This is a genomic window from Psychroserpens luteus (assembly GCF_015319355.1).
GTDB classification, from domain to species: Bacteria; Bacteroidota; Bacteroidia; order Flavobacteriales; family Flavobacteriaceae; genus Psychroserpens; species Psychroserpens luteus.
Map to the genome: position 1 here is coordinate 380397 of NZ_JADILU010000001.1, position 17281 is coordinate 397677.

Annotated in this window: 10 protein-coding genes; 6 read left to right on the forward strand and 4 right to left on the reverse strand. The window is 32.9% G+C overall.

All coding sequences use genetic code 11. The features are described 5' to 3' along the window. Positions 1 to 85: 85 nt before the first annotated feature. Positions 86 to 1225 carry a cystathionine gamma-synthase gene (locus tag IM744_RS01725; RefSeq protein ID WP_194506353.1) on the forward strand — a complete coding sequence of 380 codons (1140 nt, stop codon included), beginning with the start codon at positions 86 to 88 and terminating at the stop codon, positions 1223 to 1225. A gap of 66 nt (positions 1226 to 1291) precedes the next feature. Here IM744_RS01725 and IM744_RS01730 read toward each other — a convergent pair whose 3' ends face one another. Next, the gene (locus IM744_RS01730; protein WP_194506354.1) at positions 1292 to 2110 is read right to left on the reverse strand and encodes a THC0290_0291 family protein; all 819 of its coding nucleotides are present in this window, start codon (positions 2108 to 2110) and stop codon (positions 1292 to 1294) included. Between the two features lie 223 nt (positions 2111 to 2333). Between IM744_RS01730 and gdhA the strand changes: the two genes are divergently transcribed. The 4 genes from gdhA to IM744_RS01750 all read left to right on the forward strand — a co-directional run bounded on the left by gdhA (position 2334) and on the right by IM744_RS01750 (position 9320). Next, the gene (gene gdhA, locus IM744_RS01735) at positions 2334 to 3677 is read left to right on the forward strand and encodes an NADP-specific glutamate dehydrogenase (RefSeq protein ID WP_194506355.1); all 1344 of its coding nucleotides are present in this window, start codon (positions 2334 to 2336) and stop codon (positions 3675 to 3677) included. 125 nt (positions 3678 to 3802) lie between these two features. Beyond that, entirely contained in the window at positions 3803 to 6175 is a 2373-nt protein-coding gene (porZ, locus tag IM744_RS01740) for a type IX secretion system anionic LPS delivery protein PorZ (protein WP_194506356.1), read from the forward strand. Positions 6176 to 6187: 12 nt separating this feature from the next. After that, positions 6188 to 6907, forward strand: a complete 720-nt coding sequence (recO, locus tag IM744_RS01745) for a DNA repair protein RecO (protein ID WP_194506357.1) — start codon at positions 6188 to 6190, stop codon at positions 6905 to 6907. A gap of 4 nt (positions 6908 to 6911) precedes the next feature. Further along, the gene (locus tag IM744_RS01750) at positions 6912 to 9320 is read left to right on the forward strand and encodes a TonB-dependent receptor (protein ID WP_194506358.1); all 2409 of its coding nucleotides are present in this window, start codon (positions 6912 to 6914) and stop codon (positions 9318 to 9320) included. A gap of 57 nt (positions 9321 to 9377) precedes the next feature. Here the strand turns inward: IM744_RS01750 and IM744_RS01755 are convergent, their stop codons facing one another. Continuing rightward, the gene (locus IM744_RS01755; RefSeq protein WP_194506359.1) at positions 9378 to 15104 is read right to left on the reverse strand and encodes a GEVED domain-containing protein; all 5727 of its coding nucleotides are present in this window, start codon (positions 15102 to 15104) and stop codon (positions 9378 to 9380) included. Between the two features lie 126 nt (positions 15105 to 15230). Between IM744_RS01755 and IM744_RS01760 the strand changes: the two genes are divergently transcribed. Further along, positions 15231 to 15704: a regulatory protein RecX gene (locus IM744_RS01760; protein WP_194506360.1), complete on the forward strand. Its 474-nt coding sequence runs from the start codon at positions 15231 to 15233 to the stop codon at positions 15702 to 15704. Between the two features lie 52 nt (positions 15705 to 15756). Here IM744_RS01760 and IM744_RS01765 read toward each other — a convergent pair whose 3' ends face one another. Both IM744_RS01765 and IM744_RS01770 read right to left on the reverse strand, forming a co-directional pair. Further along, a complete protein-coding gene (locus tag IM744_RS01765) occupies positions 15757 to 16248 on the reverse strand; it encodes a DUF6646 family protein (protein WP_194506361.1) in 492 nt (163 codons plus the stop codon). A 138-nt stretch (positions 16249 to 16386) separates the two neighbouring features. Continuing rightward, entirely contained in the window at positions 16387 to 17247 is an 861-nt protein-coding gene (locus tag IM744_RS01770; protein WP_194506362.1) for a cupin-like domain-containing protein, read from the reverse strand. Positions 17248 to 17281 lie beyond the last annotated feature (34 nt).

Below are 17281 nucleotides of genomic sequence, written 5' to 3' on the forward strand. Positions count from 1 at the left end.
TTTAATTTGTTGTTTACTTCAATATTTTGAAATGATTAAATTTGGTTTATCACAAGTTCGTTTCAGATAAAAACAGAAATGGTATATGAAATTTAACACAAAGACAATACATGGTGGTCAACAACCTGATCCTGCTTATGGCAGTGTAATGCCTCCAATTTATCAAACATCAACCTATGCACAAACAACACCAGGAGGTCACAAAGGTTATGAATATTCTAGAAGTGCAAATCCAACGAGAACCGCTTTAGAAAATTCATTTGCAAGTATAGAGAATGGTGAATTCGGATTAGCTTTTGGTTCTGGGTTAGCTGCTATTGATGCAGTTATAAAATTGCTTGAACCAGGTGATGAGGTGATTTCAACAAATGATTTATATGGAGGGACGTATCGTTTGTTTACCAGTATTTTTAAAAAATTTGGTATCAAGTTTAATTTCATTGGCATGGGAAATGCTTCTAATATTGAAAACTATATAACAGACAATACAAAGTTGATTTGGGTAGAAACACCAACGAACCCAATGATGAATATTATTGATATTAAAACCACAGCAACAATAGCAAAAAGACATAATGTTTTGCTAGCTGTAGATAATACTTTTGCAACTCCATATCTTCAACGACCATTAGAGTTGGGTGCAGATATCGTAATGCACTCTGCAACAAAATATTTAGGTGGTCATAGTGATTTGGTTATGGGAGCTTTGATTGTTAAGGATAAAGATTTGGCAGATCGTTTGTATTTTATCCAAAACGCAAGTGGAGCAGTTTGTGGTCCTCAGGATAGTTTTTTAGCATTAAGAGGTATTAAAACTTTACATGTTAGAATGCAACGTCATTGTGAAAATGGAAGAGCAGTTGCAGAGTATTTAGCAAGTCATCCAAAAATTGAAAATGTGTATTGGCCAGGATTTGAAAGCCATCCTAATCATGACATTGCTAAAGAGCAAATGAGTGATTTTGGAGGTATGGTATCATTTACTACTAAAGGAAATAATTACCAACAATCTATTAAAATAGTTGAAAATCTTAAGGTTTTTACGCTTGCAGAATCTTTAGGAGGTGTTGAGTCTTTAGCTGGTCATCCAGCGAGTATGACACATGCAAGTATTCCTAAAGAAGAAAGAGAGAAAACGGGTGTTGTAGATTCTTTAATTAGATTAAGTGTTGGTATTGAAGATGGAGTAGATTTAATTGCTGATTTGAAACAAGCAATTGGATAATTAGTTAGAATTTCAAATAAAAAAAGACCAAACGTGAGTTTGGTCTTTTTTTATTTGAAGTTATTATTAATCTAAGTAATAGATGTATCCAAAGTTTAACCAAACTAGCCAGTCATTAGCTTTATTAGATGATAAGTTGTGATCTAAACCATCAATTTTATCGTTGAAAAAATACTGCCATCTCAAATCTATCATTAAATCTGAAAGTACAGTTAATTTGTATCGTGTACCAACACTTCCAACTACAGAAAAAGATGTTTGATTTCCATTAAATAAAAAAGGATCGTCATTTACATTAGGGTTTGCAGCATTAACCCATGGTTGAAAAAAATTATTAGAATCATTGATATTGGTTGATCCATTATAATTTGTTTCTACTTTTGGATTAGAAGAAGTAAAGTGAACACCAAGACTAACAAAAGGTGCAAAGGAATAACCAAAAGCTTGAAATTCTCGAATACTTTTAGGGAAAAACTCTAGTTGAGTACCTATATCTAAGTTTTGTGCTACACCAGAATGACTTCTTAAACGTTCCGCATTGTCACTTGTTCTAGATGCATCTACCCATTCACCAAAGTGGTTGAGTTTAGTTTTATTCCAAGAAATTTCATTTCGTATTTTAAAGTGATCATTAAAATAGGTGTCTGTAGAATAACAGTTACAATCTGCTCTATACGCAAAGTTGATATAATGAACTATTCCTATTCCAATCCCAGTATTTCCTGAGTTGGTTTCAAAATTTTTACGCTCTCCAAAATCTGATTGAAAAGCAACTGGACCAGTAATAATACCAATTTCATGAGAAAAGCCAAGTTGAGAATAACACTCGTTTATACCTAGTATAAAAACGAATATAAATGTTAATTGTTTAAAATTAAGCGTCATAGGTATTATATTACTAAGGGACTTATACATTAACAAATATATAAAAAGTAGATTAACTACCAAATAATTAGATGAAATGTAAATTTATCCGAACAAAGGTAGTTTGTTAAATTAACATTCTATTAACTTTTTACTGAGAATATAAAAAAATATGTATGAACATTTTAAAGATAATGTATCTTTGTGCAACAAAAATCAACATTGATTATTAATACTTTAATAGATGAAAGATAAAATTGAAGCTTTTTTAAAACTTGTAAAGGATAAAAACAGTCATGAAACTGAATTTTTACAAGCTGTACACGAAGTTGCTGAAACAGTTATTCCTTTTATTGAGGACAATCCTAAATATCAAGGAAAGATGCTCTTAGAAAGAATGGTTGAACCAGAACGTACAATAATATTTAGAGTACCTTGGATTGACGATCAAGGTAATACCCAAGTCAATAGAGGATTTAGAGTTGAATTCAACTCAGCAATTGGGCCTTATAAAGGAGGATTGCGTTTTCATCCATCTGTAAATTTAAGTATTCTTAAATTTTTAGGGTTTGAACAAGTGTTCAAAAATTCATTAACAACTTTACCAATGGGTGGAGGAAAAGGAGGGTCTGATTTTAATCCAAAAGGGAAAAGTGATAATGAAGTAATGCATTTTTGTCAGTCATTTATGTCAGAATTATACAGACATATTGGTGCTAATACAGATGTTCCAGCTGGAGATATTGGAGTAGGTGGTCGTGAGATTGGATATTTATTTGGTCAATATAAAAGGTTGCAAAATGAATTTACGGGTATTTTAACTGGTAAAGGCATCTCTTATGGAGGTTCATTAATTAGACCAGAAGCTACTGGATATGGTTGTGTCTATTTTGCTAAAAATATGTTAGCTATTAAAGGAGATTCATTTAAAGGAAAAACAGTTGTAATATCTGGGTCAGGAAACGTTGCACAATATGCTTGTGAAAAAGTAATTCACTTAGGAGGAAAAGTAGTTACAATGTCTGATTCTGGTGGATATATTTATGTTCCAGGAGGAATTCATTCTGAAAAATTAGACTTTATAATGAATCTTAAGAATGTAAAAAGAGGAAGGATTAAAGAAGTTGCAGAAAAATTTGAAGATGTAGAATATTTTGAAGGTGAAAGACCTTGGTCTGTCAATTGTGATATTGCATTACCATGTGCAACTCAAAATGAATTGAATGGTGATGAAGCAAAGCTATTAATCAATAACAATGTAATTGCTGTTGCAGAAGGAGCTAATATGCCAACTACACCAGAAGCTATAGAGGCTTTCCAAAGTGCTAAAGTGTTGTTTTCACCAGGAAAAGCGTCTAACGCAGGAGGTGTTGCAACGTCTGGATTAGAAATGAGTCAAAACTCATTAAGATTAAGTTGGACAAGAGAAGAAGTTGATGAAAAACTCAAAAGAATAATGGATGATATTCATGCATCTTGTGTTGAATATGGTACGAGATCAGATGGATATGTAGATTATGTAAAAGGAGCTAATGTTGCTGGTTTTGTTAAAATAGCAGATGCAATGCTCGCTCAAGGTGTAGTCTAAAAATTTTTAACGGTTATATAAAAAAGCTTTCAATTCAATTTGAAAGCTTTTTTTATTTGCTAGGACTATATGATAATAGTTAAAAAGTCGTTAGATATAAATATATTTGACAAAAATCCATTCACATGTTTAAAAGAATAGTATTTATCCTTTTAGCTTTAATATCCTTTAAAGGGGTTTCACAAGAATTTTCTACACTTTGGGAAGGCTATTTCTCATATTTTGAAATTAAAGATGTCACTAAAGGAAATGATAAAATTTTTGCAGCTTCAGAAAATGCTATTTTTAGTTATGACGTTTCAACAAACGAAATAAATAAGATTACCACTGTAGAAGGACTTTCCGGAGAAACGATAACTACCATTTTATATAGTGAAGACTATGATTTATTAGTAGTAGGGTATGAAACAGGGTTAATGGAAATAGTTTTTGATAATGATACTGAAATTTTATCTGTCGTAGATATCCTTGAAAAGGAAAGTATTTCTCCAGTATTGAAAAAAATAAATCACTTTAATGAAAGTGATGGTCTATTATATATTTCTACAGATTATGGTATTTCAGTTTATGATTTAAACCAATTGCAATTTGGAGACACTTATTTTATAGGAGATGGTGGTAGTCAAATAGCAATTAATCAAACAACAATTTTTAATGGTTTTATATATGCAGCTTGTGGGTCAAATAGTGGTTTAAGAAAAGCAAACTTAGATAATGATAACCTGATTGATTTTCAGCAATGGACTACAATTAGTATAGGTAACTATGTTTCAATACAAGCTGTTGGTGACAATCTTTATACAATTCAACTTAATAAAGTTTTACATCAAATTGAAAATGATAATTTGACACCATTGTTGACTTATCCAACATTACCTAAAGATGTCAAATCAGTAAATTCTAATTTAATAGTTACTCTTAAGGAAGATGTATTTGTTTATGATGAAGGTTTTAATTTAATTCAAACCGCTTCTACAAATGAAGAATTTGATACAGATTTCTCATCTGCTACAATAGCCAACAATGCTATTTATATAGGAACTAGTTCTACAGGTGTTTTAAAAACTTTACCAGATACTCCTAATATTTACGAAATAATACTACCAGAAGGACCATCTAGTAATAAAGCTTATAAAATTGAAGCTGGAGATGGAGAGTTGTGGGTTACTTATGGCGATTATACAGTGTCGTTTAATCCAGCACCTATTAGGTTTAGAGGAATAAGTATTTTAAGAGATGAAGAATGGAATAATATACCATATGATAGTTTATTGAACGCAAGTAATTTGGTCGATATAGCAATCAATCCATTTAATCCTGATCAAGTCTTTATAAGTTCTTTTCATCGCGGGATTTTAGAAATGAACAATGATGAAGCCATAGTACTTTATAATCAAGAAAATAGTGGTTTAGAGTCTTTAATTGTCCCAGGAGCACCCAATGTTATTAGTATTCGTCAGTCTGCTTCTAAATTTGATAGAAATGGATTAATGTGGACACTATCTTCTAAAGTTGATCGTGCTTTAAAATCTTATGATCCATCTACTAATCAGTGGGAAGGCTATAGTTTTTCAGAATTAATACCAGACGCGTTAGATGATGAAGAAGGTTTTGTTGATATAGAAATTGGTAATGGTGGAGTAAAATGGATTTCTTCATACAATCATGGCGTAATAGGATATAACACTGAAACACAACAAATAGCTAATGTAGCTTCCGAAGAAGGAAATATGCCATCTACTCAAACAAGAGCAATAGCATTAGATAGTGGAAACCAACTATGGATTGGCACTATTAAAGGTTTAAGAGTATTATATAACACTTCTAATTTTATTGATGATCCAAGCCCAAGTGTTAGTACAGTAGTAATTTTAGAAGACGGTATACCTACAGAGTTACTTGCAAATCAATTTATAACAGATATTAAAGTTGATGGATCAGATAACAAATGGGTAGGAACGTTAGATTCAGGAATATTTTATTTCTCACCAGATGGTCAAGAAACCATTTATCAATTTACTACAGATAATTCGCCATTACCATCTAACACCATCTCAGATATTTCTATTGATCCTCAGTCAGGTAAAGTTTTTATCGCTACAGATCGCGGTTTGGTGTCTTTTTCTTCTGGCGGAACTAAGCCTAAAGAAACATTAGAAGAAGCGTACATTTATCCAAATCCAGTAAGACCAGAATATGATATTTTAGGTTTTGATGATTTAAACAATATTAATAATGGCGTAAAAGTATCTGGTCTTACCGAAAATGTGAATGTTAAAATCACAGACATTAGTGGTAATCTCGTTGCCGAAGCTCAATCTGGAGTTAATAAAAGATCTTCTAGTTCAAATTATAACTTTGCTATTGATGGTGGTACAGGAATTTGGAATGGTAAAAATTTAAGAGGTAATGTTGTTGCTTCTGGTGTATATTTGTTTCTCATCTCAGATTTAGATTCGTTTGAAACGAAAGTTCTAAAATTATTGATTGTCAGGTAATCAATTTCTAATATGCTCAACAAATCCAAAGTTATTGTGCTCTCTAAACTTAAATACAGAGACAATGATCTTATCGTAAAATGTTTTACGCTGCATCGTGGTGCGGTTAGTTATTTACTTAGAGGTGTTTTGAGTAGTAAAAAAGGAAGTTCTAAAGCAGCTTATTATCAGTTATTATCTCAACTTCAAATAGAGGAAAATTATAGACAAAATCAATCTTTACAATCTATTAAAGATGTACGCTTAGATTATAATTTTACTTCACTACATACGAATCTATTTAAAGGTTCAATAGTCATGTTTCTTTCAGAAGTTTTAGCTTCAGTATTAAGAGAGGAGGAAGAAAATCAACAATTATATCATTATTTAGAAACAACATTTAGGTGGTTAGATACTAAAGATGAATTCTCAAACTTTCATTTATTATTTCTTCTAAATCTAACAAAGCATCTGGGGTTTTATCCAGATGTCACAGATACAAACCAAATGTATTTTAATTTAAATAACGGACTTTTTGAATCTAAGAAGAAAGATGTTTATAGTATTTCAGGCGAAAATTTAACAGTCCTAAAACAGCTATTAGGCACAAATTTTGATGCCTTAGATTCAATTAAGCTGAATTCAAAACAAAGACAGTCATTTCTAACAATGCTATTGTTGTATTTTGAATTACATTTGGGCAGTTTTAGAAAACCAAAATCGTTAAAAATTTTTAATCAAGTATTTAATTAAATTTATGAAGTTAAGACTTTCAGTTTTACTTATTTTTTCATTCTTAATAAGCAATTCTCAAACGGTAACAGTTCTTGAAGAGGGGTCAAACGAGCCTGTTTCTGGTGTAGCTATTTTCAATATAAAAAAAGACAAATCAGCAATTACAGATTTAGATGGTAAGGCATCATTAGAGCTTTTTGATACTAATGAGACTATCTTTTTTCAAAGTTTATTATATAAAAAAAGAGCCTTAAAAATCACAAAATCGGGTGTTGATTTTACAGTTTATCTTGTGTCTAAAATTGAAGATTTAAATCAAATTGTGATTTCTGCATCCAAATTTGAACAAAGTAAAAGAGATATTCCTCAAACTATAGTTAATATCAATGCGAAAGATATTGAGTTTGAAAATCCTCAAACTAGTGCAGATCTTCTAGAAAGTACTGGTAATGTGTATATTCAAAAAAGTCAATTAGGAGGTGGAAGCCCTATGATTAGAGGCTTTTCTACAAATAGATTATTAATTACAGTTGATGGTGTTAGAATGAATAACGCCACATTTAGAGGCGGAAACCTGCAAAACGTGATCTCCATTGATCCATTTACAATTCAAAATACAGAAATAACTTTAGGAGCAGGATCTGTAGTCTATGGTAGTGATGCCATTGGTGGTGTGATGAGTTTTTACACCAAAAAACCACAACTATCATATAAGGATTCATTGTTTTTTAGTGCTAATGCAGCAGTTAGATACGCTTCGGCTAATAAAGAAAAAACAGGACATTTAGATTTAAACTTCGGTTTAAAAAAATGGGCGTTTTTAACTAGTGTTAGTTATACAGATTTTGATGATCTTAGAATGGGAATGCATGGACCTGATGATTATCTTAGACCAGAATATGTCGAAACCATAAATGGAGAAGATATTGTTGTTCAAAACGAAAACCCTCGCATACAAACGCCAACTGGTTACGACCAAATCAATGTACTACAAAAAGTAAGGTATGAGCCAAAAGAAGATTTAAGCTTTGATTTAGGACTTTATTATACTACAACATCAAGTTATGCAAGATATGATAGGCTCATAAGATATCGTGGTGATAATTTGCGATCTGCAGAGTGGGATTATGGACCACAACGTTGGTTTATGGGTAATTTTCAAATGACGAAACTAAGTAGTAAATCTAACTTATATGATAAATTACAAACCACAGTAGCATATCAAAACTTCCAAGAAGGTAGATTTGATAGAGATTTTCAATCTAATGATAGAAGCATTAGAGAAGAAGCAGTAGATGCATATTCTTTCAATGTTGATTTAGAAAAAGATTTGAGTGATAAGAGTACTTTATTTTACGGAATAGAGTATGTGTACAACAAGATTAAATCTACAGGCGAACAATTTAATACAGATACAAATACGAGTACTCCAACAGTTTCAAGATATCCAAACGGTTCTAATTGGCAATCTATGGCAGCTTATGCCAGCTTTAAATACAAGCCAAATGCTAAGTTTGTTTTCCAATCAGGATTGAGATACAATCACATCATTGCAAATGCAGATTTTACTGAGAACAATGAATTTCTAAACCTACCTTATGATTCTACCCACTTAGATGCTGGAGCATTGACTGGTACTGCAGGAATTAGCTGGATGCCTAGTGACATGATACAATGGAAATTAAACGCATCAACAGCTTTTAGAGCTCCAAATATAGATGATATAGGTAAAGTTTTTGATTCTGAACCTGGCTCTGTAGTTGTGCCAAATCCAGATTTAAAACCCGAATATGCTTATGGTGGAGAGCTAGGTCTCAAACTGAATTTTGATAACGTCTTTGTTATAGATTTAGCAACCTATTACACGTTTTTAGATAATGCATTGGTGAGACAAGACTTTACTTTAAACGGAGAATCTCAAATAGAGTACGATGGTGAGTTGAGTAATATACAAGCCATTCAAAATGCATCAAAAGCTTGGATCTATGGTTTTGAAGCAGGTATTCAATTGAACTTTACAGATAACTTAAAATTGACATCACAATATAATATTATTGGAGGAACAGAAGAAGACAATGGCATCGAAGTGCCAGTGCGACATATCGCTCCAAATTTTGGAAATACACATTTTACTTGGAAAAAAGGTAAATATCAAATAGATGCTTTTGCTGAGTATAATAACGAATTATCATTTAATAAATTAGCACCTTCGGAGCAAGTTAAAGATTATATATATGCATTAGATGCAGATGGAAATCCTTACTCACCATCTTGGTACACTTTAAATTTAAGAACGAGATATCAATATTCTAAAGCGTTAACAATAACAGCTTCATTAGAGAATATTACAGATCAACGCTATCAAACCTATTCATCTGGTATTGCAGCACCAGGACGTAACTTAATATTATCTCTTAAGTATAGTATATAAAAAAAGAGATTTTGGTTCTATCCAAAATCTCTTTTTTAATTATAGGTTTAAACTATATTAATTCATTTTTACCGCCTTCTTAGTAATGGTTTGTCCATTAGAAAGTTTTACTCTGGCAATGTAAGTCGCTTGGCTCAAATTAGATAAATTATAAGTCTCTGTACTGTTTTGACCTCTCAGTTTGTAAATCGTTCTACCCAATACATCCAAGATTTCAACAGCTTCAATCGTCATATTTTTTCCTACGGAAAATTCCACATCTCCACTACCTAGTTCAATTATAGTTAAATCGTTAGGAGATAACTCATTCTCATTGACTGAAAGCGCTTCTGGTTTGAAAACAATTTCAAAACGGTCGTTAAATTCTCCAGTTTCCGAAGTAAACGTATAATCATTAGTACTTAAGTCATGTATGATATTCATAAAGTTATCCTTAAGATACACGGTATTGTTATTCATGAATTCACCTTCTAAATCTACAATTGAGAATTCGTAAAGTGTAGCAGTCTCAATTGATGTGTAAAATCCTAAAGGAATGATTTCTTCAGCTGAAAGGTCACTAGGAGACTTCCCTTGAATAGCAAATTTAGTACTGCTATCATTATCTAAAAGTGAATAAATAATTGATTGTGCGTTAGCTGAAAGATTTTTTTGAGCATCATAATAAGTCCCATCATCATCGTTGGTTGCTCCATCAACATATCCAACAAGAATTTGGTTAAAGATTCCATTATCTGAAGTTAAATTCAAACGGATCTTATCAAATTGAGGAAAGTTAGACGTTCTAAAGAACTGATTGTTATTTCCTGTAACTCTCATACTATTATTAAACACTACATCTGTTGTTCTTATTGAACCACTAACAACTGTAGCACTAGACGCGTTATCCATAGAGACAAAGAATCCTTGTCCAGAAGGAATGTGTCTCGTTGGGATTACACCATCACCACCAGCAACTGCTCCAGAGCCATTGATAATCGCATAATCACTTTGCGTATAATTCAAGTTTTCATTACCATTAGTATTACCATTGGCTGCAGTGTTGTGAGACCAAAAGTAGATGGCACCATTTGTAGCATTAACATTTTGATCAATACTAGCATTGGCAGTTAAAAACAAATCTGCATCAATTGCAGATGGGTAAGGGTTCCCAATAAAGTTCCAGTTGTTATCATTCGTTTCAGAATCATTTCTATAAATAGGTGCATTAACAACGCCATTATTAAAAGGACCTTCAAAAATATATAAATACTGTGCAGGTATAAAACCAGTGCTATTATGAGTAGATGCATAACCAACTCCAGGAATCATTACATCTGTTCCAGCTGCATACTGCCAATCATTAGCATCATCATCAATATCATCTTGACCAGTATTGGTAGCATCATCGTTCATGTTTTCCTGGGTTGCATCCAAATAATTTTGACCATTATACCAAAAACGTCTGTTAGTAGAAGCTTCTGCAAGACCATCGTTTATAAGTTCACCTACTACTGGAGAACTCCAATAGGTGTATTCTTGATAGGTGGCCATAAATGCAGTTTCTTTTTCTACCGAAATTTTATTTCTAGTAGTTAATACATCTCCATCAACAGTTGCTAAATCGTCAACCTGTACAAATGAACCATCTGTTCTAACAATGATATCTCCATTAACCGAAAGATTGTTTTGTACAACAACAAAAGTATTATTAGCAATAGTTAATTCGCTTCCTGTATTTACGATTAATTGACAGGCTTCAAAACTCGTTTCTCCATTTGTAGTAACACTTGTATCATAATCACCATCTATAATAGCAATTTTATCAATAGTAGGAGGTGTAGACCATGACACTCCATCCCAAAGAGCACCTTCTGCAAAAAGTTTAACAGCATTACTTGCTGTATAACACGTTGCGGTATTCTCTCTTACTTGACAGTAAAATTGATATTCATTATATGGTAAGTTATTTACAATCTCCAATGTTGCTGTAGTTTCACCATTAAAATCAGCATTGTTAGGTACGACAACAAAAGTTGTTGCATTTGGAGCTAAATAATACCATTGGTAAACCAAGCCAAATCCAGAAGGAACACCTTCTGTACCTGTAACAGACAACAATGTTGAAGATGCACAACTAAAATTAGGAGCACTTAAAATAGATACACTAGGAGGTATACCAAGTGAGAAATCATAAAGACCAAAATCACTGTAATCTGAATCACCACAAGTAGTCCAATCAAATTCATCCCATTCTGTGATATCAAAAGTTGTGGTAGGCAACGTTGCAGCAGTATTTTGTCTTCTATAATTTACACCATCTCCATTAATACCTAATCCATTTGCCCAAGTTGAACTTCCAATGACTCCAAATGAATCAATAGGAGTTCCTCCATTAAATAATTGTATCGCATCAGAGCTATTATTATCAAAATTAATACCTCCAGCACTATTAAATGATTGGTCTGGTAAAGCTCCATTTAATCCATTTCCGTATAAATCACAAGATGTAGTCCCAATACTTATAACATGAAGTTCGCCAGGAGCTAAACTACCGGTAAGATTTGATGTTGTTGATGGCGCTGCGTTACCGTTATTAAAAATTCTAATGCTGTAATTAGATAAGTTGATTGTACTTGCAGTACCATTAAATATTTCTATTAGTGAAGAGCTTCCACTAGAAGCATCAGATATTTCACTAATAAATAAATCTGTAGGTACAGTAGAAGCAGCAGCAGTTTCACAACCTCCAATGACATTGTCAATAACAGTAAATGCGTTTGAAGAAGAACATCCCGTTGAGAACAATACTTCTAAATTACCGCTAATAGCACCAGCAGGAACTAAAACCACCAATTCTGTTGCGCTAGAAGAAACAATTGTCATAGCATCTCCATTAATTGTTGCAGTAGCACCAGTTAAATTATTTGCAGATGTAATAGTCACTTCTGTGTTTTCTGGACCTTCTGTTGGCCACATAGAACTCGTTAAAATAGTTGAGCAAACAGCATTTCCTTGAATGTCAAATTCGTATGGATTCTCGTCACTATCTGAATTTAAAATTCTCACTGTAGCAGTTCTTGTACCATCTGCTGTTGGTGAAAACACAATTCTAAATTCTGAGTTAGATAAAGAACCAACTGTTGCTGCAGGTTGAAGTGTTACAGTGAAATCTCCAGGATTTGTACCAATAATTTCTACTCTAGGAGCTCCTGTTAAATTTAGTGTTGTTGCACCAATATTTTCTACAAAATAACTTTTGTAAGCACTGGTTGTTGAAACATCTTGAGCTCCAAATAACGTATTGTTTAAACCATAAGGTGCATTAAATCCATTTGCAATAGAAATGTTATTTCCTTTAATATTCATTTCAGCATTTACTGGTTGTATGATATTTATGGTGTAATCTTCTACTTCTCCATCAAAACCAGTTTGACAAGCTGTTGAAGCTGCTGTATCATATCGATTTGAAATACGCATTCTTGTAGCTGCTATAGCTGCATTGGTTGGTACTTCTATAGCTAAAGGACTACCATCTGTTGACCCATCAATTGCATTATATGCATTTCCTAATTCATATTGTTCACTAGCTTCAAAAGTTCCGTTGTTATTCCAATCTATCCAAGCTCTAGCAGTCGTTGTAAAAGCACCATCTGTTTCTACACGAACATCAAGATTATAAGTTTCTCCAAGAACAACATCTGTTGAAATTGATGTGTAATCTGAATAAGCATTATCTGTAGTTACTGGAGAAGGATTATTAATAGTATTAAACTCTACATTATTTATTAAAGTAAAATAGCCATCTCCTCCATTTCCATTAGAAGTACAATAAGTCAAAGATGGTACAGCACAAACTTCAACACCTTCAGACCAATTTGCACCTCTTCGTATAAATACTTTAAAGCAATAATTAGTACCATTAGTAAAACCGTTTAAGGCTTTAGAACTAATAGTTGAAGTGGTTGAGTACATTATTGAGTTTGGTGTAGAATAATTTACATCTGTATTTGGATATGTTCCAGTAGGTGTAAAAACTACAGCACCTTCATTTGCTACAATGATTAATTGATCAAAACAAGAGGTTGGTAATGGGTTATTCCAAGATAAATTCACTTGGTTTGTTAAAGGTGTAGCAACTAAATTACTTACGTCACCTTGTGCAGTTCCATTAGTTACTGTGCTTCCTGCGGTTCCTCCATTTGACCATCCTGTCAATGTTTCTCCTACGTAAGAGTACACGGTAAAAGAATAGTTGTTATCTTCTACTATACCGGTTACTGTTGCAGTAGTTGCAGTTCCTTTATAAACAACGCGACCTAAACTCGCAGGAGTTACAGTAGTTGCTGCAGAAAAATCTGAATTAGCTGTATACGTATTAGCATCTGTTTTTGTCCCTGTAGGATCTGTTCCTCCATCTAAAGCAAAAATCATATAGCCAGTTGGTGTACCAGTTCCTGGAGCAGTCCAATTTAATGTAATACTATCATCATCAAAACATCCTTCAATACCTGTAACATTACTAGTTGCAGTATTGGTAAGCGTCAATATAGCAGCATTAGAATTTACAAAACCACAAGTATTGGTAACTACACAACGGTATTGATTATTATGCATTGCAGCAGTTGTTGCTCCTGTTGTATATGAGTTTGTTGTTGCTCCTGTACCACCTGAAACATTTGCCCATGCACCACCTCCATTTGTAGAAACTTGCCATTGGTATGTTGGTGTTGGAGAACCAGTAGCTGTAACTGTAAATGTAGCAGTGTTTGGAATCACCTGTGCTGCATTTGCAGGTTGTCCAGAAATTATTGGTGCTGTATTAATAACAACAGCATAACTTTCTGCTCCTGTAGACCAACATGATGTTGCTGTTAAAAATGTTCTCACATAATATGTTCCTGTTGCAGTCGCATTGAATGTTCCTGTTGCATTGTTTGCAGTTGAGGTTCCTGATGCAGTTGTTTGCCAATAGTATTCAGCACCACTAATTGGTTCTGTCGCATCAAAAACATAAGATAAGGTGGTGTTAGTACACGAAGGTGTTACACCAGATATAGTTCCAATAGGATCAGTTGGTGGTGTGCATGATGGAATTACACCTAAAACAATATTGTCCATATATAACCTTCTTGAGCTGCTTGGGTTCGCGAATTTTGTATATATTCCAAAAAAACTTGAAGTCGTTATGTCATTATTTGTTAAAGTACCTGCTGATACAGTTGGAGTTAAAGCATACGTAAAACCTGTAGAATAAAACAATTCAAATTCACCCAAAGCACTTCGAGTAATACGAATATTTAGGCCATTTGGTATTGCTGATGATACTGATGGACTACTAGGGAAATCACCTACTTTGAGGCCAAAACTATTACCGTTCTTTCTCCAAAGTTCAATTCGATCACCAGATCCATTGGTGCCAATTCTTAAGTAGTAGCCATTCCATGAACTTCCGGTTATATTACCAGTCACAGCTATATTAGACATTAATACCACTCCAAAAGCATTACCAGATGAAGGGCTAAAGCTACCTGAACCTAAAGAAAATTGCCATTCTGAGACTTCTGTTGATGGTGTTGTTAAAGCAACACTTCCAGAAGACGCGTCAGATCCTAAAAAATTTCCATCTGTTGCTGCAGATCCACTAGGAATAGTTGCGTTAGTTAAAGCAGAGAAATCAGAAGTATCGCCTGACCAAACAGGATTTGCGGAAAAGTTACCATCATTAAAATCATCAATTTGCCCATAACTAGACAAAACAAAGCATAGAAATGCCATTAAGATTAGGGAGTAATTTTTTTTCATAGGGAGTAATTAAAAAATTAATTTGCATTAATCAAGAAACACAAACGTGCTAATTTAAGCAAAATTACTTATAAATGAGCGCTTTGAGGCTGAGCATTTATTAACAAATTGTTATATTTTTACACGATGAATCCACAAAAAACATATACCGTAGACGAAGCGAGAAAACGTTTAGAAAGCTATTGTGCCTATCAAGAGCGTTGTCATAAAGAGGTGTCTCAAAAATTATATGATATGAGAATGATTCCTGAAGCTAGAGATCAAATTATAGTGCATTTATTGCAGCATAATTTTTTAAATGAAGAGCGTTTTGCTCAAGCTTTTGTGAGAGGTAAATTCAGAATAAAAAAATGGGGAAGGCAACGTATTACATTAGAATTAAAGCGAAAGGATATTAGTAAAACAATCATTACTATTGCTTTAAGGGAGATATCTGATGATGATTACATAGAAACATTTAATGCGCTAGCCGAAAAAAAGGTAGAAACGATTAGGGAGTCCAACCATCAAAAGAAAAGAAAAAAATTAGCAGACTACTTGTTTTACAGAGGCTGGGAAAGTCACTTGGTTTATGATAAAATTCGAGAGTTGATTCCATAAAAAAAGCATCTTAAATTTAAGATGCTTTTTTTATTATTTTGTGTATTGTAGCTTACAAATTGAAGACAGCTCCAATATTTAAAGCAAATTGGTTATGAATGTAATATCCAATATCTAATTTATCATTGCTGTATTTTGCTAATGGGAAAGTTGCTTCAGTATATACTCCAAAACCTTCTGTAAAGAAATAACGTGCTCCTACATGACCACCAAAGTTCTTTAAACTTAAGCTTAATCCAGGATAGAAATCAAAATTCTCGTCAATGTTTATAACGTTACCTAAATTAGCATTGAAACGTGCTTTTAAATCAAAACGATCTCCAAAATCTGCATCTAATCTGTCATCTATACCTAATGCGTAAGATGAAGAAATTCCTATCGAAATATTTTCTCCTAAACCATAGTCAAAACTCACGTTAATTCCTGTTGCTTCATCTTGAATATTAGCTCCAACCTGAAACTTTTGATCTCCTTTTCCTTCAAATGCTTGTGCATTAACTAATGAAACAGAAACTAGAGCGATAATAAAAAGTATTTTTTTCATCTATATTAATTTTTACAAATTATTGTTTTATTAAATTCTCATTATGGGAATCTAAAATTTGAGAGTGCAAATATATTATAAGTTTTTTATACATAGGTATTTTTGCTAAAAACTCTTATACTTAACTAATTGTGTGCTTTATTTATTATGATGTGTTTGTAGTATGGCTTGCTCGTTTTTCCAATCAATCCACTTTTGACCTTTTAAACGTCTCATGAGATTATCGTAATTGCGCATGATTAATAAATTATAGACTGCTTTACTAAAATTCTTGGGATGTCTGGCAATAGCTCGTAAACTCATAGAAAATCCAGGAGTAATGTATTTCATGTAATGCCAATAACCTTCTGGCATGTACAAAACTTCACCATGTTGTAACTCACATTCCCAGCCTTCTGCATTTTTGAGTGCTGGCCATTTTTCAAAATCTGGATTAGAAAAATCAATATCTTCTCGTGTAATTAAAGAGTGTGGGATTTTGTATAAATGATCATTTTGCTTTTGGTCAAATAAGATGCATTGTTTTTTACCTTCAAAGTGAAAATGGAAAATATTGGCTAAGTCAATATCATAGTGCATGAATGTATGAGAATCTCTTCCTCCAAAAAATAGCATTGGGAGACTCTTCATTAATTTTAAACCAAAATCGGGAAAAGTGTAATCTTTTTGTAACTGCGGAATTTCTTTCAACACATTCCATAAAAAAATACGATATTTTGTAGGTTCTTTTTTGAGTAAATCGACATATTCACTCATTTTCATTGTGGTATGAGGCTCATTAAAACCATCTTTGTAATCTACAGGACGATCATCATATAAAGGAACGGTTTTATCTCCAGCAATGGCTTTTATGTAATCGAGATTCCATTTTGTATACGCAGGCCAATCTTTAATGTATTGCTCAATCACCACAGGTTTCTGTGGTTTAAAATAGTGCTTTATAAAGTCCTCTTTGCTAATATTTTTAACACGAGGAATATCTTGAAGGTTGAGTTTCAAAAGCGAGAAAAATTTAGGGTTCAAAGTTAAGAAA

Bases quoted from the DNA above. Each gene is read 5' to 3' on its own strand.
- IM744_RS01725 (WP_194506353.1), top strand. From the start codon at position 86: ATGAAATTTAACACAAAGACAATACATGGTGGTCAACAACCTGATCCT.
- IM744_RS01730 (WP_194506354.1), bottom strand. From the start codon at position 2,110: ATGACGCTTAATTTTAAACAATTAACATTTATATTCGTTTTTATACTA.
- gdhA (WP_194506355.1), top strand. From the start codon at position 2,334: ATGAAAGATAAAATTGAAGCTTTTTTAAAACTTGTAAAGGATAAAAAC.
- porZ (WP_194506356.1), top strand. From the start codon at position 3,803: ATGTTTAAAAGAATAGTATTTATCCTTTTAGCTTTAATATCCTTTAAA.
- recO (WP_194506357.1), top strand. From the start codon at position 6,188: ATGCTCAACAAATCCAAAGTTATTGTGCTCTCTAAACTTAAATACAGA.
- IM744_RS01750 (WP_194506358.1), top strand. From the start codon at position 6,912: ATGAAGTTAAGACTTTCAGTTTTACTTATTTTTTCATTCTTAATAAGC.
- IM744_RS01755 (WP_194506359.1), bottom strand. From the start codon at position 15,104: ATGAAAAAAAATTACTCCCTAATCTTAATGGCATTTCTATGCTTTGTT.
- IM744_RS01760 (WP_194506360.1), top strand. From the start codon at position 15,231: ATGAATCCACAAAAAACATATACCGTAGACGAAGCGAGAAAACGTTTA.
- IM744_RS01765 (WP_194506361.1), bottom strand. From the start codon at position 16,248: ATGAAAAAAATACTTTTTATTATCGCTCTAGTTTCTGTTTCATTAGTT.